At 75.3% G+C, this 21,470-nt stretch carries 21 protein-coding genes and 1 pseudogene; 12 read left to right on the top strand and 10 right to left on the bottom strand.

Features of this window, described 5'->3' with window-relative positions:
• Positions 1–26 precede the first annotated feature (26 nt).
• The 3 genes from ACP7CD_RS02355 (at position 27) to ACP7CD_RS02345 (ending at position 1,845) form a co-directional block, all read left to right on the top strand.
• Positions 27–335, top strand: coding sequence for a DivIVA domain-containing protein (locus ACP7CD_RS02355; protein ID WP_035927412.1), 309 nt, complete (start codon positions 27–29; stop codon positions 333–335).
• Positions 332–1,555: a hypothetical protein gene (locus ACP7CD_RS02350; protein ID WP_017833414.1), complete on the top strand. Its 1,224-nt coding sequence runs from the start codon at positions 332–334 to the stop codon at positions 1,553–1,555. The genes ACP7CD_RS02355 and ACP7CD_RS02350 overlap by 4 nt, the downstream gene beginning before the upstream one ends.
• A gap of 122 nt (positions 1,556–1,677) precedes the next feature.
• Positions 1,678–1,845 carry a DUF3117 domain-containing protein gene (locus ACP7CD_RS02345; RefSeq protein WP_017833415.1) on the top strand — a complete coding sequence of 56 codons (168 nt, stop codon included), beginning with the start codon at positions 1,678–1,680 and terminating at the stop codon, positions 1,843–1,845.
• 8 nt (positions 1,846–1,853) lie between these two features.
• On the opposite strand, the pseudogene ACP7CD_RS02340 reads toward ACP7CD_RS02345, so the two are convergent.
• Positions 1,854–2,480, bottom strand: a pseudogene (locus ACP7CD_RS02340) (O-methyltransferase); the annotation flags it as partial.
• A gap of 247 nt (positions 2,481–2,727) precedes the next feature.
• Here ACP7CD_RS02340 and ACP7CD_RS02335 point away from each other — a divergent pair.
• The gene (locus ACP7CD_RS02335) at positions 2,728–3,399 is read left to right on the top strand and encodes a hypothetical protein (protein WP_017833418.1); all 672 of its coding nucleotides are present in this window, start codon (positions 2,728–2,730) and stop codon (positions 3,397–3,399) included.
• A gap of 37 nt (positions 3,400–3,436) precedes the next feature.
• Positions 3,437–3,790, top strand: coding sequence for a hypothetical protein (locus ACP7CD_RS02330; RefSeq protein WP_017833419.1), 354 nt, complete (start codon positions 3,437–3,439; stop codon positions 3,788–3,790).
• Between the two features lie 40 nt (positions 3,791–3,830).
• Here the strand turns inward: ACP7CD_RS02330 and ACP7CD_RS02325 are convergent, their stop codons facing one another.
• The 3 genes from ACP7CD_RS02325 to ACP7CD_RS02315 are packed head-to-tail and all read right to left on the bottom strand — an operon-like array spanning position 3,831 to position 6,934.
• On the bottom strand, positions 3,831–5,018 hold the full coding sequence (locus ACP7CD_RS02325; RefSeq protein WP_109268080.1) for an Mrp/NBP35 family ATP-binding protein: 1,188 nt from the start codon (positions 5,016–5,018) through the stop codon (positions 3,831–3,833).
• Positions 5,011–5,640 carry a DUF1003 domain-containing protein gene (locus ACP7CD_RS02320; RefSeq protein ID WP_017833421.1) on the bottom strand — a complete coding sequence of 210 codons (630 nt, stop codon included), beginning with the start codon at positions 5,638–5,640 and terminating at the stop codon, positions 5,011–5,013. The genes ACP7CD_RS02325 and ACP7CD_RS02320 overlap by 8 nt, the downstream gene beginning before the upstream one ends.
• Complete coding sequence (locus ACP7CD_RS02315; protein WP_017833422.1) at positions 5,633–6,934, bottom strand: magnesium transporter MgtE N-terminal domain-containing protein; 1,302 nt, start codon at positions 6,932–6,934, stop codon at positions 5,633–5,635. The genes ACP7CD_RS02320 and ACP7CD_RS02315 overlap by 8 nt, the downstream gene beginning before the upstream one ends.
• Before the next feature lie 106 nt (positions 6,935–7,040).
• Here ACP7CD_RS02315 and ACP7CD_RS02310 point away from each other — a divergent pair, with 106 nt between their 5' ends.
• A complete protein-coding gene (locus ACP7CD_RS02310) occupies positions 7,041–7,916 on the top strand; it encodes a general stress protein (RefSeq protein WP_426118700.1) in 876 nt (291 codons plus the stop codon).
• 18 nt (positions 7,917–7,934) lie between these two features.
• Here ACP7CD_RS02310 and ACP7CD_RS02305 read toward each other — a convergent pair whose 3' ends face one another.
• Positions 7,935–9,509: an aminopeptidase P family protein gene (locus ACP7CD_RS02305; protein ID WP_035927404.1), complete on the bottom strand. Its 1,575-nt coding sequence runs from the start codon at positions 9,507–9,509 to the stop codon at positions 7,935–7,937.
• 81 nt (positions 9,510–9,590) lie between these two features.
• On the opposite strand from ACP7CD_RS02305, the gene ACP7CD_RS02300 reads away from it, so the two are divergent.
• Positions 9,591–10,442 (top strand): PHP domain-containing protein, encoded by an 852-nt coding sequence (locus tag ACP7CD_RS02300; protein WP_031283018.1) that lies wholly within the window; start codon positions 9,591–9,593, stop codon positions 10,440–10,442.
• A 31-nt stretch (positions 10,443–10,473) separates the two neighbouring features.
• Here ACP7CD_RS02300 and ACP7CD_RS02295 read toward each other — a convergent pair whose 3' ends face one another.
• The 5 genes from ACP7CD_RS02295 to ACP7CD_RS02275 all read right to left on the bottom strand — a co-directional run bounded on the left by ACP7CD_RS02295 (position 10,474) and on the right by ACP7CD_RS02275 (position 15,669).
• Entirely contained in the window at positions 10,474–11,331 is an 858-nt protein-coding gene (locus ACP7CD_RS02295; protein ID WP_017833427.1) for a DNA-methyltransferase, read from the bottom strand.
• The gene (locus tag ACP7CD_RS02290; protein ID WP_426118697.1) at positions 11,328–13,037 is read right to left on the bottom strand and encodes a DEAD/DEAH box helicase; all 1,710 of its coding nucleotides are present in this window, start codon (positions 13,035–13,037) and stop codon (positions 11,328–11,330) included. Before ACP7CD_RS02290 ends, ACP7CD_RS02295 begins: the two co-directional genes overlap by 4 nt.
• Positions 13,038–13,386: 349 nt before the next feature.
• On the bottom strand, positions 13,387–13,623 hold the full coding sequence (locus ACP7CD_RS02285) for a DUF3107 domain-containing protein (protein WP_017833429.1): 237 nt from the start codon (positions 13,621–13,623) through the stop codon (positions 13,387–13,389).
• A gap of 52 nt (positions 13,624–13,675) precedes the next feature.
• Entirely contained in the window at positions 13,676–14,293 is a 618-nt protein-coding gene (locus ACP7CD_RS02280; protein ID WP_017833430.1) for a TetR/AcrR family transcriptional regulator, read from the bottom strand.
• A 50-nt stretch (positions 14,294–14,343) separates the two neighbouring features.
• The gene (locus tag ACP7CD_RS02275) at positions 14,344–15,669 is read right to left on the bottom strand and encodes a glutamyl-tRNA reductase (RefSeq protein ID WP_017833431.1); all 1,326 of its coding nucleotides are present in this window, start codon (positions 15,667–15,669) and stop codon (positions 14,344–14,346) included.
• 149 nt (positions 15,670–15,818) lie between these two features.
• Between ACP7CD_RS02275 and hemE the strand changes: the two genes are divergently transcribed.
• The 5 genes from hemE to hemC are packed head-to-tail and all read left to right on the top strand — an operon-like array spanning position 15,819 to position 21,470.
• The gene (gene hemE / locus ACP7CD_RS02270; RefSeq protein ID WP_017833432.1) at positions 15,819–17,024 is read left to right on the top strand and encodes a uroporphyrinogen decarboxylase; all 1,206 of its coding nucleotides are present in this window, start codon (positions 15,819–15,821) and stop codon (positions 17,022–17,024) included.
• Positions 17,021–18,559, top strand: a complete 1,539-nt coding sequence (hemG, locus tag ACP7CD_RS02265) for a protoporphyrinogen oxidase (protein WP_241975588.1) — start codon at positions 17,021–17,023, stop codon at positions 18,557–18,559. Before hemE ends, hemG begins: the two co-directional genes overlap by 4 nt.
• 3 nt (positions 18,560–18,562) lie before the next feature.
• Positions 18,563–19,315 (top strand): hydrogen peroxide-dependent heme synthase, encoded by a 753-nt coding sequence (gene hemQ / locus ACP7CD_RS02260; protein WP_095650638.1) that lies wholly within the window; start codon positions 18,563–18,565, stop codon positions 19,313–19,315.
• Complete coding sequence (locus tag ACP7CD_RS02255) at positions 19,312–20,520, top strand: ferrochelatase (protein WP_284563539.1); 1,209 nt, start codon at positions 19,312–19,314, stop codon at positions 20,518–20,520. Before hemQ ends, ACP7CD_RS02255 begins: the two co-directional genes overlap by 4 nt.
• Positions 20,511–21,470, top strand: coding sequence for a hydroxymethylbilane synthase (gene hemC / locus ACP7CD_RS02250; RefSeq protein WP_017833436.1), 960 nt, complete (start codon positions 20,511–20,513; stop codon positions 21,468–21,470). Before ACP7CD_RS02255 ends, hemC begins: the two co-directional genes overlap by 10 nt.

The raw sequence follows: 21,470 nt of genomic DNA, 5'->3' as shown, positions 1-21,470 counted from the left end.
GCCCGGCGGCGCATAGCCTGGAGGACATGACCGAGATCCTCGTGGTGCTGTCCGGGCTCGTGCTGCTGCTCACGGTCGTGGGCGTCGTGGTCCTCGGCCGCGACCGCCTCGCCGAGCGGGTCGTGCCCGCCCGGGACGGGATCGCCGTGGCGCGCGCCCCCGGGGCGCCGCTCGTGCTGCCCGAGCACCCGACGGCGGAGGACGTGGAGCGGATCGCGTTCTCCGTACGGCGCCGCGGCTACGACCCCGCGGAGGTCCACGCCGTGCTGGCCCACCTCGCGGACCGGCTGCCGCCGCCGGAGGACCCGCCGTCCCGCCCGGTGCCGGGGGCGTGAGCGGCCGGACGGCCGTGGCCCTCCGGACGGCCGTGGCCCTCCGGTGGACCCGGGCTCCCTGGTGGGCACAGGCCCTGCTGGTCTGGGCGGCCTCCCGGCTCTGGGCCTGGGCCGTGTTCACCACGGTGGGCCGGCAGCAGGGTCCCGGTCCGTGGGGGGACGGCGCCCTGGGCTACCTCGAGTTCACCGGGACCTGGGACTCGGACTGGTACGAGCGCATCGCCCGGGAGGGCTATCCCGCGTCCCTGCCCCGGGACGCGGCCGGGCAGGTGCAGGAGAACGCCTGGGCGTTCTACCCGGTCTTCCCGATGGTCGTGCGGGTGGTCTCGGCGGCCACCGGCGCGGGGTGGGACGCGGCCGCGTCGGCCGTGTCCCTGGCCGCGAGCCTGGGCGCCGTCCTGCTCGTCCACCGGCTGTTCCTCCGGCTCGCCCCTCCGGCCACCGCCCTGTGGGGTGTCGCGTTCGTCGCGTTCAGCCCGGTCGCCCCGGTGCTGCAGGTCCCCTACGCCGAGTCGCTGCACCTGCTGCTGCTCGCGGGCGCCCTGCTGCTGGTGGCCCGGGGGAACCACCTGGCGGCCGCCCCCGTGGTGCTCCTGATGTGCCTGACGCGCCCGGCGGGGGTCCCCTTCGCGGCGGCCCTGGGGATCACGTGGCTCGTGCGCTCCGTGCGCCGGCACCGGGCCGGGGAGCTGCGCCGCGCGGCGGAAGCCGTCGACGGGCTGTTCGGCCTCGCGGTCCTGGCGTGCGGCGCGGCCCTCGCCTGGCCGGCGATCGCGTGGGCCGTCACGGGCGAGCCGACCGCGTACACCGACACCGAGACGGCGTGGCGGGGCGGGGGAGGGCTGGAGCCGGTGGTGCCCTGGTTCGACGCCGCCGCCGGGCTGTTCGGCCCCGTGCTCGGGCTCGCCGCGCCCGTGCTGCTGGTCGCGGGCGGGACGGTGCTGCTGGGCACCCGCGTGGTGCGGGAGCGGCTGGACCTGCTCACGCGCGTGTGGCTGGCGAGCTACGCCGTGTACCTGCTCCTCTTCCTGCACCCCCAGAGCAGCACCTTCCGGCTGCTGCTGCCGCTGTTCCCCCTCGCCCTGCCGCTGGCCGCGGTCTCGGACTCGCGCGCCTACCGGGTGGCCTGCGTGGTGTTCGGCGCGCTGCTCCAGCTCGTCTGGGTCGGCTGGCTGTGGCACTGGAAGCAGCTGCCCGGGGGCGGGGACTACCCGCCCTGATCCCGTCCGCACCCCGCGCCGGGCACGCCGACGCGGACCCCCGGGCGCCGGGGTGGTCCGGGTCCACGGTTGCGGCTCGGATAGGATGGGAGCCACACCAATCGAGGAAGAGGAGTTCCCACATGGCGGCCATGAAGCCGAGAACCGGTGACGGACCGATGGAGGTCACCAAGGAGGGGCGGAGCCTGATCATGCGGGTGCCGCTCGAGGGCGGCGGACGGCTGGTGGTCGAGCTGAAGCCGGCCGAGGCCGCGGAGCTCAAGGAGTGCCTGGCCGGCGTCACCGAGTGACCACCGGCGCGGACGGCCAGCAGCAGCCCGGAGCCGGTCGTCAACAGGGCGGTGCTGAAGCGCTCGTCCTCCCGGAACAGCCGGTGCACGGCCCGCATCGTCCGGGTGTTCTCCTCGCGGTTGGCCGGCTGCGCCACCTTGTCCTGGGACAGGGCGTCGTTGACCACGAGCATCCCGCCCGGGCGCAGCAGCCGGACGGCCTCCTCGGCGTAGTCGAGGGTCCCCTCGGGGTCGGCGTCGAGGAACACGAGGTCGTAGGCGCCGGCGCTCAACCGTGGCATCACGAGGGACGCGCGGCCGGGGATCGTGCGGGTCCGGCTCGTCGGGATCCCGGCCTCCCGGAACGTGTCGCGGGCCGCGCGCAGCGCCCGGATGTCGGTGTCGATCGTGGTCAGCACGGACGTGCCGGGCAGACCGCGCAGCAGGGCGAGACCGGACACCCCGGCCCCCGTGCCCACCTCGACCACGGTGGCGGGCCGGGCCGCCGCGGCGAGCACGGTCAGGGCGGCGGCCGTCCCCGGGGTCACCGGGGGGATGCGCAGGGCGAGGGACCGCTCCCGGGCGCGGTAGGCGAGCTCGTCCTCGGCGGCGAACGCCTCGGCGTACGACCAGCTCGTCGTCTTGTCCGCGCCCATGGTCCGCCCTTCGTCGCTGTAGTGGATGCGCGCCATCCTACCGGCTGGGCCCGTCCGTCCGGCCACCGTCCAGTCGGCATCCAGCTTCCCGGTCGATCATGGAGACGATCACGACGTCTTCCACGGACCTGTTCGCGGGCCTCCTCACGGAGCGGTCCGTGCACCCGCTCCCGACGCCGACCGCGGCACGGGACCGGGCACGGGCCCACCCGGAGCCCGCCGCCCGACCACCGCACGAGGAGGACCGATGCCCCGCCCGGACCGCACCGCGCCGGCCCGCCCCAGCAGCGCGGTGCCCGTGGCCGCGGCCACCGTGAGCGCGGTGCTCACCCTCGTCCTGGGCTCCGGCTACGCGGTCGGGCGCACGGTCGTGATGCAGTCCGCGCACAGCGCCGAGGAGCGGGTGCCGGTCTCGGCGTGGCACGGCACGCACGGGGTGCTGCACGCGGACGAGGTGTCCGCGGACCTGCTGCGCACGGAGGGCTGGACGCTGCCCACCCTGGCCGCGGACGGCTACCGGGTGGGCTCGATGACCCGCGGCACCCTGTCCGGGCACCCGGTCGTGGCCGTCAGGCTGCACCGCGGCGAGGACGAGGTCGTCGTGGTGGAGCAGCGCGGGGGGGTCGACCGCGAGAACCCCATGGACGGACTGACCGGGCTGCCCGTGAGCGCCGAGGGCCTCGAGCGCGTCGCCGTGGAGGGCGTGCCGCTGTGGGTGGACGCCGGGCCGCCGTGGCGGGCGGTGCTCGTCGGGGACGAGGTCGTCTACACCGTCTCGGGGGACTCCGGACCGTCCGCGATGGCCCACACCGTGGGCCTCGTCGTGGCCGACGAGCGGGGGCGCGTGGTGGAGCCGTCCCCGGGGGACCCCGGCGTCGTCGAGACGGTGCTGGTCGGCCTGCGCGAGATCTTCGGCTGACCGGCCACCGGCTCCCGGACTGGTAAAATCACTTCCTGTGCTCGGCATCAACGGCGGCGAAGCGATCATCCTGGTGCTCCTGGCCCTGTTCATCATCGGGCCGGAGCGGCTGCCGGAGTACGCGGAGAAGCTCAAGGAGCTGGTCAAGGCCGCCAAGCGCTACGCGACCGGCGCCACCGAGGAGCTCAAGGAGACCCTCGGGCCGGAGATCGCCGACGTCGACTGGCGCAGGCTCGACCCCCGCCAGTACGACCCCCGCACCATCGTGCGCCAGGCCCTCCTGGAGGACGACGAGCCGGCGGCGCCCGCCGCACCCCGGCCGCGCCCCGGCCCGGTGCTGACCCGCCTGGCCCCCGGCGAACGGGCCCCCTTCGACACCGAAGCCACCTGAGCCGGCCCCCGCACACGCCGAGCGCGGGGCCGGCGGCGCGTCAGCGCGGTCCCAGGCCCAGCGGCCGTCCGGCGAGCCCGCGCGGGCGGGCGCCCATCGCGTCGGCGACGGCACGCAGGGCGACCGCGGCGGGCGAGCCCGGCGCGGACCACACCACCGGGCGGCCGGCGTCCCCGCCCTCGCGCAGGGCGACGTCGAGCGGCACGGCGCCGAGCAGCGGCACGTCGTAGCCGAGCCGCCGGGTCAGGGACTCCGAGATCCGGGTGCCCCCGCCGGCGCCGAAGAGCTCGAGCACGCTGCCGTCCGGCATCGGCATGCCCGCCATGTTCTCCACCACCCCGGCCACCCGCTGGCCGGTCTGCACCGCGAGCGCCCCGGAGCGCTCGGCGACCTCGACCGCCGCCTGCTGGGGCGTGGAGACCACGAGCACCTCCGCGGACGGCAGCAGCTGGGCCACGGAGATCGCGATGTCGCCCGTGCCCGGCGGGAGGTCGAGGAACAGGTGGTCCAGGTCGCCGAAGTGCACGTCCGTGAGGAACTGCTCCACGGCGCGGTGCAGCATCGGCCCGCGCCAGGCCACCGGCTGGTCCGGGTCCACGAACATCCCGATCGAGATGACCTTGAGCACCCCGGGGCGCCCGGTGTCCTCCCGCGCCTCCTCGGGGACGTCCACGACGGGGGGCAGGATCATGTCCCCCACCTGGGTGGGCGCCCGGTCGATGCCGAGCAGCCCGGGCACGGAGAACCCGTGGACGTCGGCGTCCACGATGCCGACCGACCGGCCGCGCGCGGCGAGCGCGGCGGCGAGGTTCACGGTGACCGTCGACTTGCCGACGCCGCCCTTGCCGCTGGTCACCGCGTGCACCCGGGTCAGGGAGGACGGGTCGTTGAAGGGGACGGTCCGGGTGTGGCCCACCCGGTCCTTCAGCGCGGTGCGCTGCTCGGGGGTCATCACCCCGATCTCGACGTCCACGGTGCGCACCCCCGCCACGGTCCCCACGGCGTCCCGGACGTCCCGCTCGATGGTCGAGCGGAGGGGGCAGCCGCTGATCGTCAGCAGCACGTGCACCGCGGCGTGGCCGGCGTCGTCGAGGCGGGCGGAGCGGATCATCCCCAGCTCGGTCACGGGCCGGCGCAGCTCCGGGTCGAGCACGCGGTCGAGCGCCGCGCGCAGGGCGGGGTCGAGGGTCTCGGGGGCGAGGACGTCGTCGGGGCGGGGCTCAGGCACGGGGGTTCCCTCGGGTCTCGGGGGCGGTGGGGCGGTCGGGGTTGCGGCTCCTGCGGCGGGCGCCCCGCCGCGGCGGGGCCCCCGGCTCGTCGGCGTCCGGGGCGTCGTCCTGGGACTCCAGGATCTCCTCGAGCACCGAGCGCAGCTCCGAGCGCACGAAGTCGCGGGTGGCGACGTCGCGCAGCGCGATCCGCAGCGAGGCGATCTCCCGGGTCAGGTACTCGGTGTCGGCGAGGTTCTGCTGCGCCCGGCGGCGGTCCTCCTCCTGGGTCACCCGGTCCCGGTCGTCCTGCCGGTTCTGCGCCAGCAGCAGCAGGGGCGCCGCGTAGGAGGCCTGCAGCGAGAGCATGAGCGTGAGCAGCGTGAAGTTGAGGTCCTTCGAGTCGAACTGCAGCTCCCGGGGGGCGATGGTGTTCCAGCCCAGCCACAGGGCCACGAACACCGTCATCCACAGCAGGAACTGCGGGGTGCCCATGAACCGGGCGAAGCCCTCGGTCATCCGCCCGAAGGCGTCGGGGTTCGGCCGGAACCGGTCCAGCAGTCCCGGCCGGTGCTCGCGCGGCTGGTCGAGGGCGTTGCCGCGGGTGCCGACGCGGGGGCGCCGGGGCTCGCGCTCACTCATACCGCTTGCCCACCTTCCGGATCGGGGTCCCGTCGTCGGCGGTGCGCCAGTCCTCGGGCAGCAGGGCGTCGAGGACGTCGTCGATCGTGATCGCCCCGACCACCCGGTCGTGGTCGTTGACCACCGGGATGATCGTGAGGTCGTAGGTCGCGAGCTCGCGCGCGACGTCCTGCAGGGAGGCGAGGTCGGAGACCGGCTCGAACGAGCGGTCGATGAGGTTGCCCACGGCCTCGGGCGGGGGATAGCGCAGCAGCTTCTGGGTGTGCACCATGCCGAGGTACTTGCCGGTGGGCGTCTCCAGCGGCGGGCGGGAGATGATCACGGCCGCCGCGACCGCGGGGCTGAGCTCCTCCTGGCGGATGTGCGCGAGCGCCTCGGCCACCGTGGCCTCCGGCGGCAGGATGATCGGCACGGGGGTCATGAGCGAGCCGGCCGTGCCCTCCTCGTACTCCAGCAGGCGCCGGACGTCCTCGGCGTCCTCGGGCTGCATCCGCGCGAGCAGTTCCTCGGCCTGGGCCTCGGGCAGCTCGTTGAGCAGGTCGGCGGCGTCGTCGGGCTCCATCTCCTCGAGCACCGTGGCCGCGCGGTCCGGCTCCATGTTGGTGAGGATGTAGACCTGGTCCTCCTCCGGGAGCTCCTCGAGGACGTCGGCGAGCCGGTCGTCCTGGAGCTCGTGGGCGATCTCGAGCATGCGCTTGGCCGACATGTCGTGGAGCTCGTCCGCGAGGTCGGCGGGCTGCTGCTCCTCGTGGGAGGCGACCCACTGGGTGGCCGGCTGGTGGCCCGCGGCGGAGGGGTCCCCCGCGTCCTCCCAGTCGATGATCAGCGTCTCGTTGCGGCGGCGCATCAGGCCCCCGCCCGTGCCGGTGCGGCGCACGAAGAGCTGGGTGATCAGCCAGTCCCCGGTGTTGCGCTTGCGCTCCATCGCCATGTCCTCGACCGTGGCGGAGCCGGAGCCGTCGCGCAGCACCACGGTCCGGTCGAAGACCTCGCCGACGGCGAGGGTCTCCGCGCCGCGCTGCTCGAAGCGGCGCAGGTTCACGAGCCCCGTGCTGATGATCTTCTCCGCGTCGATGCTGGTCACGCGGGTCATCGGCACGAACACCCGCTTCTTGCCGAGGACCTCCACCACGAGGCCGACCACGAGGGGCCGGCGGGAGGAGCGGCCGTACCGGGAGCTGCCGCGCATGAGCACGACGACGTCGCGCAACCGCCCCAGACGGTCCCCCAGGGGGTCGAACACGTCGAGGCCGATCAGGCGCGCGATGAAGATCTTGTCGATGTGGCTGCTCACCGTACAAGACTACCCACCGGCTCCCCGGGCACCTTCCGGGGACCGGGGCCCGTGAGGGGACCGGGTCGGGGCGCGGTGGCGGGAGCGGATGGGGGAGAATGGGGGCATGAGCTCGCCACGGTCCCTGCCCCCTGCCAGTCCCGCCGTCCGCGGTCTGCCCCGCGGGGAGGTGATCGGGCGCTACGCCACGTACGCCGACGCGCAGAAGGCCGTGGACCACCTGGCGGACGAGCAGTTCGAGGTGGACCGGATCGCGATCGTCGGCAACGACCTGAAGTCCGTGGAGCAGGTGACCGGCCGGCTGAGCTATCCGAAGGTCGCGGGCCAGGGCGCGCTCAACGGCATGGTCTTCGGCGCGTTCCTCGGGATGATCCTGTCGTTGCTGGGCGGGGAGCAGTGGCTGTCCACGCTGCTCGTGTCGGTGCTGATGGGCGGGGCCTTCTGGATGCTGCTCGCCACCATCACCTACGCCATGCAGCGCGGGAAGCGGGACTTCACCTCGACCAACCAGATCGTCGCCACGTCCTACGACGTCGTGGCCGCCCCCGAGGTGGCCCAGCGCGCCCAGCAGGTGCTCCAGGGGCTGCGCGGGCTGCAGAGCCTGCCGCGGACCGCTCCCGCGCCGCGGCCCGCTCCGCAGCAGGGTCCTCCGCAGGGGACGCGGCAGGGCCCCCCGCAGCCCGGGACGCCGGGGCGGCCCCCGGCGGGGGCCCCGTGGCAGCGGCCCTCCCACGGCGCCGCCCCGGAGCCGGCCGGCGGACCCGCGGGTCCCGCGCCCGCGGTCCCCGCGGCGGGCCAGAGCGAGCAGGCCGACGCGCCCGGCCGCTCCGCGATGTTCCAGGACCTGCCCGACGGCCGGCCCCAGTACGGCATCAGGCTCCCCGCCGGGGAGCCCGACGGGGACGCCGCCGGTCAGGACGCGGCCCCGGACCGGTCCGGGCCGCCGACCGGCGGGAGCACGTCCACCGACGCCTCCCGCTGACGGCCGGCGGCCGCCGGCTCAGCTGGGGTCGACGCCCTCCCGGGCGTGCCACAGACCGGTCATCCACGCCTCGACCTCGTCCGGGGTGCGGGGCAGCCCGGACGAGAGGTTGACGTTGCCGTCCTCGGTGATCAGGACGTCGTCCTCGATCCGCACGCCGATCCCGCGGTACTCCTCCGGCACCGCGAGGTCCTCCGCCTTGAAGTAGAGGCCGGGCTCGATGGTGAACACCATGCCGGGCTCGATGACCCCGTCCACGTACAGCTCCCGCTTGGCCTGCGCGCAGTCGTGCACGTCGAGGCCCAGGTGGTGGCTCGTGCCGTGCGGCATCCACCGCCGGTGGTGCTGGCCCGCCGCGGAGAGCGAGACCTCGGCGGGCACGGGCAGCAGGCCCCAGCTCTCCAGCCGCCGGGCCAGGACCTCCATGGCGGCGGCGTGCACGTCCCGGAACCGGTTGCCGGGCACCGCGGCGTCGAACGCGGCGTCGGCGGCGTCCAGGACCGCCTGGTAGATCCGCCGCTGCACCTCCGAGTAGCGGCCGTTCACCGGCAGGGTGCGGGTGATGTCAGCGGTGTAGAGGGAGTCGGCCTCCACGCCCGCGTCCACGAGGATCAGCTCCCCGGGGATCACCCTCCCGGTGTTGCGGATCCAGTGCAGGACCGTGGCGTTGTTGCCGCACGCCGCGATGGTGTCGTAGCCGAGGTCGTTGCCGTCCGTGCGGGCGCGGGCGAAGAAGGCGCCCTCGACCATGCGCTCGCCGCGGTGGCGGTGGCCCGCGGCGGCCGGCAGCACGTGCACGATGTCGGTGAAGCCCGCGATGGTCGCGTCCACGGCCTCGCGCAGCTGCCCGACCTCGTGGGCGTCCTTGACGAGCCGCAGCTCCGAGAGCGCCTCGGCGAGCTCGCCGTCGAGGGCGTCCGAGGACTCGAGGTCCACCCCGGTGTTGATCCGGGAGGTGTCCACCAGGGCGTCGACGTTCAGGTCCACCTCGCGCACGAGCCGGACCCGCAGGCCGCCCAGGGCGGTGGGCCCGGCGTTCTTGGTGACCGCGTCCTCGAGGCCCCCGAGGTCCCGGGTGCGCAGCCCGTAGGCGGCGCCCAGTTCCTCGAGGGTGGGGCGGGGGCCCACCCAGAACTCGCCGTTCTTGGCGTCGGCGTAGAACTCCTTCGAGTCCCGGCCGGCCATGGGGTGGAAGTACAGGGTGGCCTCGTGGTGGCCCCCGTCGTCGCCGGCGCCCTCCTGGACGGGCTCGAGCACCAGCACGGCGTCGGGCTCGTGGTCCACGCCCAGACCCGTGAGGTGCGCGAACGCGGAGTGCGGCCGGAAGCGGTAGTCGGTGTCGTTGGAGCGGACCTTGAGCGGCCCGGCGGGGAGCACGAGCCGCTCGCCGGGGAACCGCTCGGAGATCCGCCGGCGCCGCTCGGCGGCGAAGTCCGCGACCGGGGCCCGCTCCACCTCGGTGGGCTCCGCCTCCGCCCACTGGGATGCCATGAACTGCTGGAAGGCGGCGGAGTCGGGGCGCTGGGACCGGTTCTCGACCCGGTCCGAGAGCGGCTGCGCCGCGTCCTGGGGTGTGCTGCTGTGCTCTGTCATGATTCCTTTCCTCGCGTCGTCGGTCTCATCGTGCCACGGGAGGCGGCGGGCCGTCCGGCCCGGACCGGTATCGTGGAGCGGGTGAAGATCGACCTGCACACCCACTCGTCCGACTCCGACGGCACGGAGAGCCCGGCGGACGTGGCCCGCGCGGCGCACGCGGCGGGCCTGGACGTCTTCGCCCTCACCGACCACGACACCACGTCCGGGTGGCAGGCGGCCGGGGACGCCGCGGTGGCCCTCGGGGTCGCCTTCGTCCCGGGCATGGAGATCTCCTGCACCACCGAGGACGGGATCTCGGTGCACCTGCTGAGCTACCTGCACGACCCGCGGGAGCCACGGCTGCTCGCCGAGATCGAGTCCTCCCGCTGCTCGCGGCGCACCCGGGCCGAGCGCATGGTCGAGCTGCTGTCCGAGGACTACCCGATCGACTGGGACGTGGTCCTGGACCACGTGCGCGAGGGCGCGACCGTGGGCCGCCCGCACATCGCCGACGCGCTCGTCACCGTGGGGGTCGTGGAGAACCGCACCGCCGCCTTCGCCTCGGTGCTGCACAGCCGCTCCCGCTACTACGTCCCCCACTACGCCCCGGACCCGGTGCACGCGGTGCGCCTCGTCCGGGCCGCCGGCGGCGTGCCCGTCTTCGCCCACCCGCTCGCCGCGGCCCGCGGCCGGGTGGTCGGCCCGGAGGTCTTCGAGGCCATGATCGACGCCGGCCTCGGCGGGCTCGAGGTCGCGCACCGGGACAACCCCGACGACGCCCGGGCCCGGCTCGTCCGGATGGCCTCCGAGCACGACCTGGTGGTCACGGGCGCGAGCGACTACCACGGGGCCGGCAAGCCCAACCGGCTGGGGGAGAACCTGACGTCCGTCCAGTCGCTCGTGCGGATCGAGGAGCAGGCCGGCTCCGGGGTCCCCGTGCGCTACCCCTGAGGGCCCCGCCGCCTGCCGGGCGAGCCCGTGCTCAGTCCCACACGGTCGCGCCCGGCAGGCGGGCGCGCATGACCTCGATCGCCTCCGGGTTGCGGTCCACGCACACGAACCGCCGGTCCAGCTGCCCGGCGGCGGCGCCGAGCGTCCCGGAGCCGGCGAAGAAGTCCAGGACCCAGTCCCCGGGGGCGGAGCTCGCGGCGACCATCCGCCGCACCAGGCCCACGGGCTTCTGCGTGGGGTAGCCGGTCTTCTCCCGGCCGGTGGGGGAGACGATGGTGTGCCACCACACGTCCGTGGGCAGCTTGCCCAGCCGCACCTTCTCCGGGGTCACCAGGCCCGGGGCCATGTACGGCTCCCGGTCGACCTCGGCGCTGTCGAACAGGTACCGCTCGGGGTCCTTGACGTACACCAGGACGTTGTCGTGCTTGGCGGGCCAGCGGCGGCGGGAGCGCCCGCCGTAGTCGTAGGCCCAGATGATCTCGTTGAGGAAGCACTCCCGCCCGAAGATCGCGTCCAGCATCACCTTCGCGTAGTGCACCTCCCGGTAGTCCAGGTGCAGGTACAGCGTCCCGTCGTCGGCCAGCACCCGCCACGCCTCCCGCAGACGGGGCTCCAGGAACCCCCAGTAGTCGGCGAACGCGTCGTCGTAGCTGCGCAGGGCCCCCAGCACGGTCGTGTAGGAGCGGCCGGCGAAGCCGGTGCGGTCGCCCTCCCCGGCGGCGGCCGGGGTCACCGTGGACTCCCGCCGCCGCTGGGTGCGGCCCGTGTTGAAGGGCGGGTCCACGTAGATCATGCGGAAGGCCCCGCCGGGCAGCCGCCGCAGGAGATCCAGGTTCTCCGCGGCGACCACCGCGTCGGGGCCCTCGGCGTCGAAGGCGAAGGGGCTCACTCGCCGGCGGTGCCGCTCTGTTCCGGCGAGGCCGCGCTGCTGCGGCGGCGCCGGCGGCGCCGGGTGGTGCCGTCCGAGGTGCGCTCCACCGAGGTCTCCCGGGGCGCCTCGGGAGCCGTCTCGCGCGCAGCCGCCCGGGGCGCCCGGGCGTCCTCGCGCGGAGCGGACGACGTCGCGGCGTCGTCGCGGCGGCCGCGGCCGCCGCGCCCCTCACCGCGGCCGGACCCGCCGCGGCCGGAGCCGCGCCCCTCGCCGCGGCCGGCGCCGCGGTCGCGCGAGCGCCCGTCCCGGCCCTCGCCGCGCGGGCCGCTCTTGCGCCCGCCGGGCTCGCCGAGGTCCTCGAGGACCTCGGCGCCGAGCCCCTCGTGGGTGCGCCTGGAGCGGGGGAGCCGGCCCTTGGTGCCCTTCGGGATGCTCAGCTCCTCGTACAGGTGCTCGGAGGAGGAGTAGGTCTCGCGGGGCTCGGGGATGCCGAGCTCCAGGGCCTTGTCGATCAGCCGCCAGCGCGGGATGTCGTCCCAGTCCACGAACGTCACGGCCGTGCCCTTGTTGCCCGCGCGGCCGGTGCGGCCGGTGCGGTGCAGGTAGGTCTTCTCGTCCTCGGGGCACTGGAAGTTGATGACGTGCGTGACGTCCTCGACGTCGATGCCGCGGGCGGCGACGTCCGTGGCCACGAGCACGTCGACCTTGTTGTTGCGGAACGCGCGCAGCGCCTGCTCGCGGGCGCCCTGCCCCAGGTCGCCGTGCAGCGGGGCGGCGGCGAAGCCGCGGGTGATCAGCTCGTCCGCGAGCTTGGCCGCGGCCCGCTTGGTCTTGGTGAACACGATCGTGCGCCCCCGGCCCTCGGCCTGCAGGATCCGGGCCACGACCTCGTCCTTGTCGAGGTGGTGCGCCCGGTAGACCACCTGGCGGATGTCCTTCTTGGTGGCGCCCTCGTCCGGCGCGGCGGCCCGGATGTGCATGGGCTTGGTCATGTAGCGGCGGGCCATGGCCACCACGGGCCCGGGCATCGTCGCGGAGAAGAGCATCGTCTGCCGGACCTCGGGCACGGCCGAGAGCAGCTTCTCGACGTCGGGCAGGAAGCCGAGGTCGAGCATCTCGTCGGCCTCGTCGAGCACCACGGCCCGCACCGCGGACAGGTCGAGGTGGCGCTGCCGGTTGAGGTCGATGAGCCGGCCGGGGGTGCCGACGACGACCTCGACGCCCGCCTGCAGCTGCTCGATCTGGGGCTCGTAGGCGCGGCCGCCGTAGATGGTGGCCACCCGGGCGTCGCGGGTCCGCGCGGCGGTGGCCAGGTCGTGGCCGACCTGGACGGCGAGCTCGCGGGTGGGCACCACGATGAGCGCCTGCGGGGCGCCCGGCTTCTTCAGCTGGTCCCACCCCGCGTCGCCGCGGCCCACGACGCGCTGGACCACGGGGATGCCGAAGCCGAGGGTCTTGCCCGTGCCGGTCTTGGCCTGCCCGATGATGTCCTGCCCGGACAGTGCCACCGGCAGGGTCATGGCCTGGATGGGGAAGGGGTGGACGATGCCCTCGGCGGCGAGGGAGTCCACGATGTCCTGGCGCACCCCGAACTCGGCGAAGTCCTGGGGCAGCGGCTCGGGGTGCTCGGTGGTCTCGACGACCACCTCGGGGGTGCCGTCGAGGACGGTCCCGTCGTCGGGCGCGGCGGCGTCCGGTGCGGTGTCGGTGATGTGGTCGGTCACGGTCGGTTTCCTTACGACTCGGGCACGCCCGCTGAAGGGAGGGGACCTCGGGGTCCGGCCTCCGGGCCGCCGTGCTGGCGGGCGCCGGGGGGCGTGCGGTGGGTGGAAGCCGATCGTGAGCGTGCGCCGCCTCGACCGCGCGGGCCACGGGAGCGTGGCGCCCGGGTCCGGTCCTGCGCGAGGCCGCCGTGGGGGGCCTGTTCGCGGGGAGCGGGGGCGAGTAGGTGTCTGTCGTTCGTGGGATCGCGGGTACGACCGGTCATCCAGTGCACTCAACAGTGTAGCCCGACGACCGCGCACGCTCCGTGCGGTCGCCGGGCCGGGTCCGCCGTGCCGGGCGGAGGGGGTCTCAGCCGTCCTGGGCGAAGGGGGTGAAGCCGACCGCCCGCTTCTGCTCCGCGCCGACGGCGGCGTAGCCGATGACGCCCGCGGGGACGACCGTCACGTTGCCCTTGGTGTCCGTCAGGGTCAGGGGGGACCCGGAGGACAAGGCCGCGGTGATCAGCTCCACGGCCTCCGGCGCCTCGAGCGCGGAGTCGACGACGATCTCCCGGGCGACGTGCTGAACACCGATCTTGATTTCCATGGTTCCTCCTGGTCGGGGCTGCGGGATGCGTCCCGGCCAGTCTAGGAGGGCGCTACTGCCAGTCCTCGTCGATGATCGAGATTCCGCCCCAAGCTAAACGGAAGATCTGGCGCTGGGCCTCGGCCCGGCCGCCGGTGCCCGGGTTGCGGATCCAGTGCACCGCGGCGGTCTGCGCCATGCCGGTGAGGGAGCGGGAGACGAGCACGGCGTGCGGGTGGCTCAGCCCCGCGTTGGGCCCGAGGACCCCGGCGATCGAGTCCGCCACGGCGAGGTGGAAGCTCTCGAAGCGCTCCGCGACCTCCGGGTCCGCCAGCAGGTCGGACTCGAAGATCAGCCGGTGGGCCTCCGGATTGGCCTCGACGAAGCCGAAGTAGACGTCCAGCATGGACTCGACCCGCTCGCGGTTCACGTCGCTGCCCTGCAGCGCCGTGACGAGCCCGAGCGAGAGCTCCTGCAGGTAGTGGTCCACGAGGGCGAGGTACAGCTCGCGCTTGCCGGGGAAGTGCTGGTAGAGGACGGGCTTGCTCACCTGGGCGGCGTCGGCGATGTCGTCCATGGACGACCCGTGGTAGCCGTTCGAGGAGAACACGGTCAGCGCCGTCTCGAGCAGCTGCCGCCGGCGGGCCTCGCGCGGGAGGCGCGCCGGGCGGCCTCTCCTGGTCTCAGTCATGAACCGTTCCTCCTCAACCGGTCGGCGGCGCCGGCCGAACGAATGCTGCCCTACCCCGCGGCCTGGGACCGGGTGGCGGCTTCCGGCGGCGCCCCGGCCGCCGGTGGTGCGCTCTCCTCCGCGGCGGGCGCGGGGACCTCGATGCCGTACAGCGCCGCCAGACCGGTGATGTACTCGTCCTGCCGGCCCTGCGCGGCGAGCTCGCGCGCGCGGACGGTGGGGGTGTGCAGCAGGGAGCGGACCATGCGCCGCATCGCGAGCTCGATCTGCTCCTGGGCGGCCGTGCATCCGTGGTGGGAGGTGACCTTCTCGAGCTCGGCATCCAGGACGGCCATGGTGTGCTTGCGCAGGGCGACGATCGCGGCGTCCATGTCCCGGGCCTCCTGGCTCGCGGCGAACTCCTGGGCGGCGCGCTCGACGATCCCGCTCGCGGCGTCGACGGACTCCCGGGTCTCGTCCGGGGCGGCCACGCGCACCGACTCGAGGGTGATGAGCTCGACGCCGGGCAGGTCCGCCACGGCGGGGTCGAAGTCGCGGGTCAGGGCCAGGTCGACCACGGTGCGGGACCCGGCGGGGAACGCGGCGGCGCCCATGGGGGCGGAGCCGCCGCTGCAGCCGATCACGACGTCGGCGCGCTCCAGGGCCGCGGCCAGCTCCGCGGTCCCCACCGGGGTGCCGCCGCGGTTCTCGGTGAACTGCTCCGCCCGGCCCGACGCCGAGTACACCTCGATGTCCGCGCAGCCGCGGTCGCGCAGGGCCGCCATGGTCGCCCCTGCGTAGGCGCCCGTGCCGAACACGAGGGCCCGTCGCGACGTCCAGGTGCCGGACGTGACGTCGTCGGCGAGGTCCAGGGCCACGGAGACGATGGAGCGGCCGCGCTCGCCCAGGGCGGTCTGCGTGCCCACCTTGCGGGCGGTGCGGGCGGCCGCCTCGAACAGCCGCTGGAGCTTGCCGGAGACCGTCCCCGCCTGCTGGGCGTCGTTGAGGGCGCGCCGGACCTGCCCGGTGATCTCGCGCTCGCCCACCACGGCGGACTCCAGCCCGGAGACCACGGTGAAGAGGTGGCGTGCGGCGCCGGAGTCGGTGAAGGCCCGCAGGGAGTCGGCCACGAACTCGGGGTCGAGCCCGGCGCGGGAGCCGATCTGCTCGGCGAGCTCGGCCAGGACCCGGTCCAGCGCCGCCCCGGACGGGACGCCCGGCGTGTCCTCGAGCTCCCCGTAGATCTCGAGCCGGTTGCACGTCGAGAGGGTCACGGCGCCCCGGAGCGGGCCGCTGCGGACCATCTCCTCGGACAGCCCGAGCGCACCGGTGCTGAGACGCGCAACGGTGTTCAGATCGACGTTCTGATGGGAGGCGACGAGAGCGAAGAGGACCACAGTGCATTCATACTAGACGGTCACCGCGGATCCGCGCCTCAGTGACGTCCGAGAGGCCGCTCACGTCCGTCACCGACCGGCCCCTCCCGGACCCCGGTGACGCTGCGTCGGTAAACGACGTCGGTGTTCCTTGGCACAATGGGAGCACTATGCCTACCACCCCTGAGACGGCGAGCACGCCGGACACGTCGACCGCAGCCGTTCCCGGGCACCCCACGGGCGGCACCCACCCCTCGGCGGCGTTCCGGCGCCTGACCGGATCGCTCGGGGCGCTGCCGCAGGGCCATCCGCTGCGGGCCGCCGGCACACTGGACGCCCCGCTGCTGCAGGCCCTCACGGGCCGCGCGCCCGGCCGCCGCCCGGTGTGGTTCATGCGGCAGGCGGGCCGGTCGCTGCCGGAGTACCGGTCCCTGCGCCAGGGCACCGCCATGCTCGACGCCTGCCTGGACCCCGCGATGGCCGCCGAGATCACGCTCCAGCCGGTGCGCCGGCACGACGTCGACGCCGCCATCTTCTTCTCCGACATCGTCGTGCCCATGCGCGTGGCCGGCGTGGACGTCGAGATCGTCCCGGGCCGCGGTCCCGTCCTGGAGCGCCCCGTGCGCACGGCCGCCGACGTCGCCGCCCTGCCCGAGCTCACCGAGGGCTCCCTCGACCCGATCCGCGAGGCCGTCGCCCGCACCGTCGCGGAGCTCGGGGCGACCCCGCTCATCGGCTTCGCCGGGGCGCCGTTCACCGTGGCCGCCTACATGGTCGAGGGCGGGCCCTCCCGGGACCACCTGCTGCCGCGCACGATGATGCACGCCGACCCGGCGGCCTGGCGGGCGCTCGCCGAGTGGGCGGCCCGGACGTCCGGGGCGTTCCTGCGCGCCCAGGTCGAGGCCGGCGCCTCCGCCGTGCAGCTCTTCGACTCCTGGGCGGGCTCCCTGTCCCTGGCCGACTACTCCGCGCACGTGGTGGAGCACTCGGCGGCCGCGCTGCGCGCCGTCGAGGACCTCGCCGTGCCCCGGATCCACTTCGGCACCGGCACCGGTGAGCTGCTCGCCGCGATGCGGGACGCCGGCGCGGACGCGGTGGGCGTGGACTACCGGATCCCGCTGGCCGAGGCCAACCGGCGGCTCGGCGGGTCCACCGTGCTGCAGGGCAACATCGACCCGGCCCTGCTCACCGCCCCCTGGCCCGTGCTCGCCGAGCACGTGCGCGAGGTGCTGGCCGGCGGGGCCACGGCGCCCGGGCACGTGGTGAACCTCGGCCACGGCGTCCCGCCGGGCACCGACCCGCAGGTGCTGACGGACCTCGTGTCCTTCGTCCACGACCAGCCGCTGGAGCAGACCCCTCGCGGCGGCAGGCCGTGAGCGCGGAGCGGGACGGCCGGCCCGCCCGCCGGACCCCGCCCCGATCCGCCCTCGTGGTGGGCGGCGGCGTCTCCGGGCTCGTGGCCGCCCGCGACCTGGCGGCCCGCGGGCTGCGCGTCACCCTGGTCGAGGCCGAGGACCACCTCGGGGGAGCCGTCGGCGCCCACCAGGTGGCGGGCCTCGTCCTCGACTCGGGCGCCGAGTCCTTCGCGACCCGCTCCCGGGCGGTCCCCGACCTCCTGGACGAGCTCGGCCTCGGCGAGCGCGTGGTGCACCCCAACCGCTCCGGCTCGTGGCTGTTCCTGCCGGAGGGCGCCGTGCCCGCCCCCGACTCCGGGATCCTGGGCATCCCCGCCGACCCGACCGCCCCCCGGCTGCGGGCGGCCCTCGGCCGTGCCGGCATGCTGCGCGCGAGCCTCGACCGCCGGCTGCCGGCCTTCGTCGGCATGACCGAGCGCTCCCTCGGCGGCCTCGTCCGGGCGCGGATGGGGGAGCGGGTGCTGGACCGGCTCGTCGCGCCGTTCGCCACGGGCGTGCACTCCGCCCACCCCGACGACCTCGACGTCGACGCCGTCGCCCCCGGTCTGCGGCGGGCCCTGCGCGAGCACGGGTCCCTCGGCGCCGCGGCGGGCGCCCTGCGCCGCGCCGCGCCCGCGGGCGCGAACGTGGCCGGGCTGCGCGGCGGCATGAACGCGCTGTCCGAGACCCTCGTGCACGACCTCGAGCGGGCGGGCGTGAAGCTCGTCACCGGCTACGACGTCATCGCCCTCGACCGCGACCCCCGGCGCGAGGGCTGGATGGTCATCCAGCGCCAGCCGCGCTTCGGCCACAAGACCGCCGTGGCGCGCGGGGAGCTGCTCGTGATGGCCACCGACGGCACGACCGCCGTCCGGCTCCTCGCCAGCCACGAGGAGGGGCTCCAGCGGTTCGCCCCCGGGGCCGGGCCCCAGGTGGCCCTGGCCACGCTCGTGGTCGACGAGCCGCGCCTCGACGGCGCCCCCCGGGGCACCGGCCTGCTCGTGAGCGAGGACGCCCGCGGCGTGCGCGCCAAGGCCCTCACCCACGCGAGCGCCAAGTGGGACTGGGTCCGGCAGGCGGCCGGCCCCGGCCGGCACGTGCTGCGGCTCTCCTACGGGCGCGCCCAGCCCGACGCCACCGCCGTGCCCCCTGAGGTGGCCCTGCCCGACGACCAGCTCATCCGCCTGGCCCTCTCCGACGCCTCGACCCTCATGGGCATGCCCCTGCGGCCCGCCCAGCTCGTCGGCGCGGACATCGTGCGCTGGCGCTCCGCGCTGCCCCGCACCGGCGTCGGGCACGCCCGGCGGGTCGCCGACTTCCGGCGGGCGCTGGCGGCGCTGCCCGACGCCGTCGCGGTCGGCGGGTGGCTCGCGGGCACGGGCCTCGCCTCCGTCGTCGCCGACACCCGGGCCCAGGTCCGCGCCCTGCTCGCCGAGGCGGGCGTCCCGGACGACGCCGCGCCGGCCGCCACCGAACCGGCACGCACCCCACCGACCAGCACCCGACGAAAGGACTGAGCCTTGTCCCACGACACCAGCCCCCACGAGCACGGCGGTCACCCCGCAGCCACGCCCGAGCCGACGCAGGACGGCGGCGCGGAGCGGCTGCACTGGGCCGTCTGGTCCGTGTTCGCCCGCCCCGCCGGCGGGGCCGCGGCCCGCACGGCCGGCGACGACGCCTCCGCGGCCGCCGAGTTCGACGGTGTCGTCGAGCAGCTGGCGGCCGAGGGCGTGACGCTGCGCGGCGCCTACGACGTCTCGGGGATGCGCGAGGACGCCGACGTCCTCACGTGGCTGCACGGCGACGACCCCCAGGCGCTCCAGTCGGCGGTCCGCCGGCTGCGCCGCACGGAGCTCCTGGCCGGCACCGCGCAGGCCTGGAACGCGATGGGGGTGCACCGGGACGCCGAGTTCACCCGGAACCACTCGCCGTCCTTCGCCCGCGGCGTCGCCCCCGAGGACTGGGTCTGCGTCTACCCGTTCGTGCGCTCCTACGAGTGGTACTACATGAACGCCCAGCGCCGCGCCGAGATGCTGCGCAACCACGGCATGGCGGCGCGCGACTACCCCCAGGTCCTCGCCAACACCATCGCGTGCTTCGGGCTCAACGACTTCGAGTGGCTGCTCGCGCTCGAGGCCCCCGAGCTGGTCGACCTCGTCGACGTCATGCGGGCCTTCCGCAACACGGAGGCCCGGCTGCACGTGCGCGAGGAGACACCGTTCTACACGGGCCGCCGGATCCGCTCCGAGGAGCTCGCGGAGGTGCTCCGATGAGCGCCGAGAACGCCCTGTCGCGGGCCCGCGCGCACGCGCCGGAGCACTACGACGCCGTCGTCCTCTCGTCCTTCGGCGGGCCGGAGGGGCAGGACGACGTCCTGCCGTTCCTGCGCAACGTCACGAAGGGCCGCGGCATCCCCGACGAGCGGCTGGAGGAGGTGGCCACCCACTACCGGGCCAACGGCGGCGTCAGCCCCATCAACGCCCAGAACCGCGCGCTGCGCTCCGCCCTCGAGGCCGAGCTGCTCGGCCGGGGCCTGAGCGTGCCCGTGCTGTGGGCCAACCGCAACTGGGCGCCCTACGTGGCGGACGTGGTGCGGGAGTGCCACGCGCGCGGGCTGCGCAAGCTCCTGGTGCTCGCCACCAGCGCCTACTCCAGCTACTCCGGCTGCCGCCAGTACCGCGAGGACTACGGCGTGGCGCTCGAGGAGCTCGGCCTCGCGGACGAGATGCAGGTCGACAAGGTCCACCAGTACTACGACTCCGAGGGCTTCGTGCAGCCCTTCGTCGAGGGCCTCCGGGAGGGCCTCGCGCAGGTGCGCGACCGGCTCGGCGCCGAAGGCGGCAGGATCGCGGTCCTGTTCTGCACCCACTCCATCCCCACGACCGACGCCGAGGCCTCCGGGCCGGCGCGGATGGACTTCGAGGAGGGCTCCGCCTACGTCGCCCAGCACCTGGCCGTGGCCCGGACCGTGCTGGAGCGCGTGGGGGCGGAGGAGCTCGGGGACCACACCTGGGACCTCGTCTACCAGTCCCGCTCCGGGCCGCCGCAGGTGCCGTGGCTCGAGCCGGACGTCAACGACGCCCTCGAGGAGCTCGCCGAGCGCGGTGTCGCCGGCGTGGTCCTCGTGCCGCTGGGCTTCGTCTCCGACCACATGGAGGTCAAGTGGGACCTCGACACGGAGGCCCTGGAGACCTGCGAACGGCTCGGCCTGCCGGCCGTGCGCACCCCCACCGCGGGCACCCACCCGGCGTTCGTGGCCGGGCTCGCGGACCTCGTGGAGCAGCGCGTCGCCGGGCGCGCCGCCCCGCCGCGGCTCTCCGCGTGCGCCGAGGGCACGTGGTTCGACGACTGCGCCCCGGACTGCTGCGTCAAGGTGCTGCGCGGCGCCACCGGGCCCCGCCCCACCATCGCGCAGCGCCCCCAGGGCGAGCCCCTCCCGGTCGCCCTCGACGAGACGGGGGAGGTGCGGTGGTCGTGACGGCCGCGGCGCAGGGGCTCCCGGTGCTGCGGGTCGGGACCCGCGGCTCCCGGCTCGCGCTCACCCAGACCACCACGGCGGCCCGGGCCGTCGCGGCGGCGGGCGGGCTGGAGCCGGAGCTCGTCACGATCCGCACCGAGGGCGACGTCCTGACCGGGCCCCTGTCCCAGATGGGCGGCACCGGGGTCTTCGCCACGGCCCTGCGGGCCGCGCTGCTGGCGGGATCCGTGGACCTGGCCGTGCACTCCCTCAAGGACCTGCCCACCGCTCCCGTGCCGGGCCTCGAGGTCGCCGCGGTGCCGGAGCGGGAGGACCCCCGGGACGCGCTGTGCGCCCGCGACGGGCTGACCCTCGCCGGCCTGCCCGCCGGCGCGAAGGTCGGCACCGGCTCCCCGCGGCGCGCGGCGCAGGTGCGCGCCGCTCGCCCTGACCTGGAGATCGTCGACATCCGCGGCAACGTGGGCACCCGACTGGGGCGGGTGGCCCCCGGCGACCTCGACGCCGTGGTGCTCGCCGCCTCCGGGCTGCGGCGGCTCGGGCTGGAGGATGCGATCACCGAGCTGATCGACCCGTCCGTCATGCTCCCCGCCCCCGGGCAGGGCGCCCTGGCCCTGGAGTGCCGCACCGAGGACGCCTCGGGGGACACCCCGCTCGCCGCCGCCCTCGCCGCGGTGGACCACCTGGAGACCCGCCTGGCCGTGACCGCGGAACGGGCGCTGCTGACCCGGCTCGAGGCCGGCTGCGCGGCCCCCGTGGGCACCTTCGCGCGGATCGAGGACGGCGTGCTCGTGCTCGACGTCGTCGTGGCCGACCCGGACGGCAGCCGGGTCATGCGCCGCAGCGGCCGCACCGCGGAGCGCGGCGTCGACGACGCCCGCGCCCTCGGCCACCGGCTGGGCGACGAGCTGCTCGCCGACGGCGCCGGCCGGCTGGCCCGGTTGACGCTCTGA

Origin of the sequence: Kocuria sp. LHG3120 (assembly GCF_049897445.1) — a bacterium.
Lineage (GTDB): Bacteria > Actinomycetota > Actinomycetes > Actinomycetales > Micrococcaceae > Kocuria > Kocuria rosea.
The sequence above is the reverse complement of the archived record's forward strand: the minus strand, read 5'-3'. Positions and strand labels throughout refer to the sequence as shown.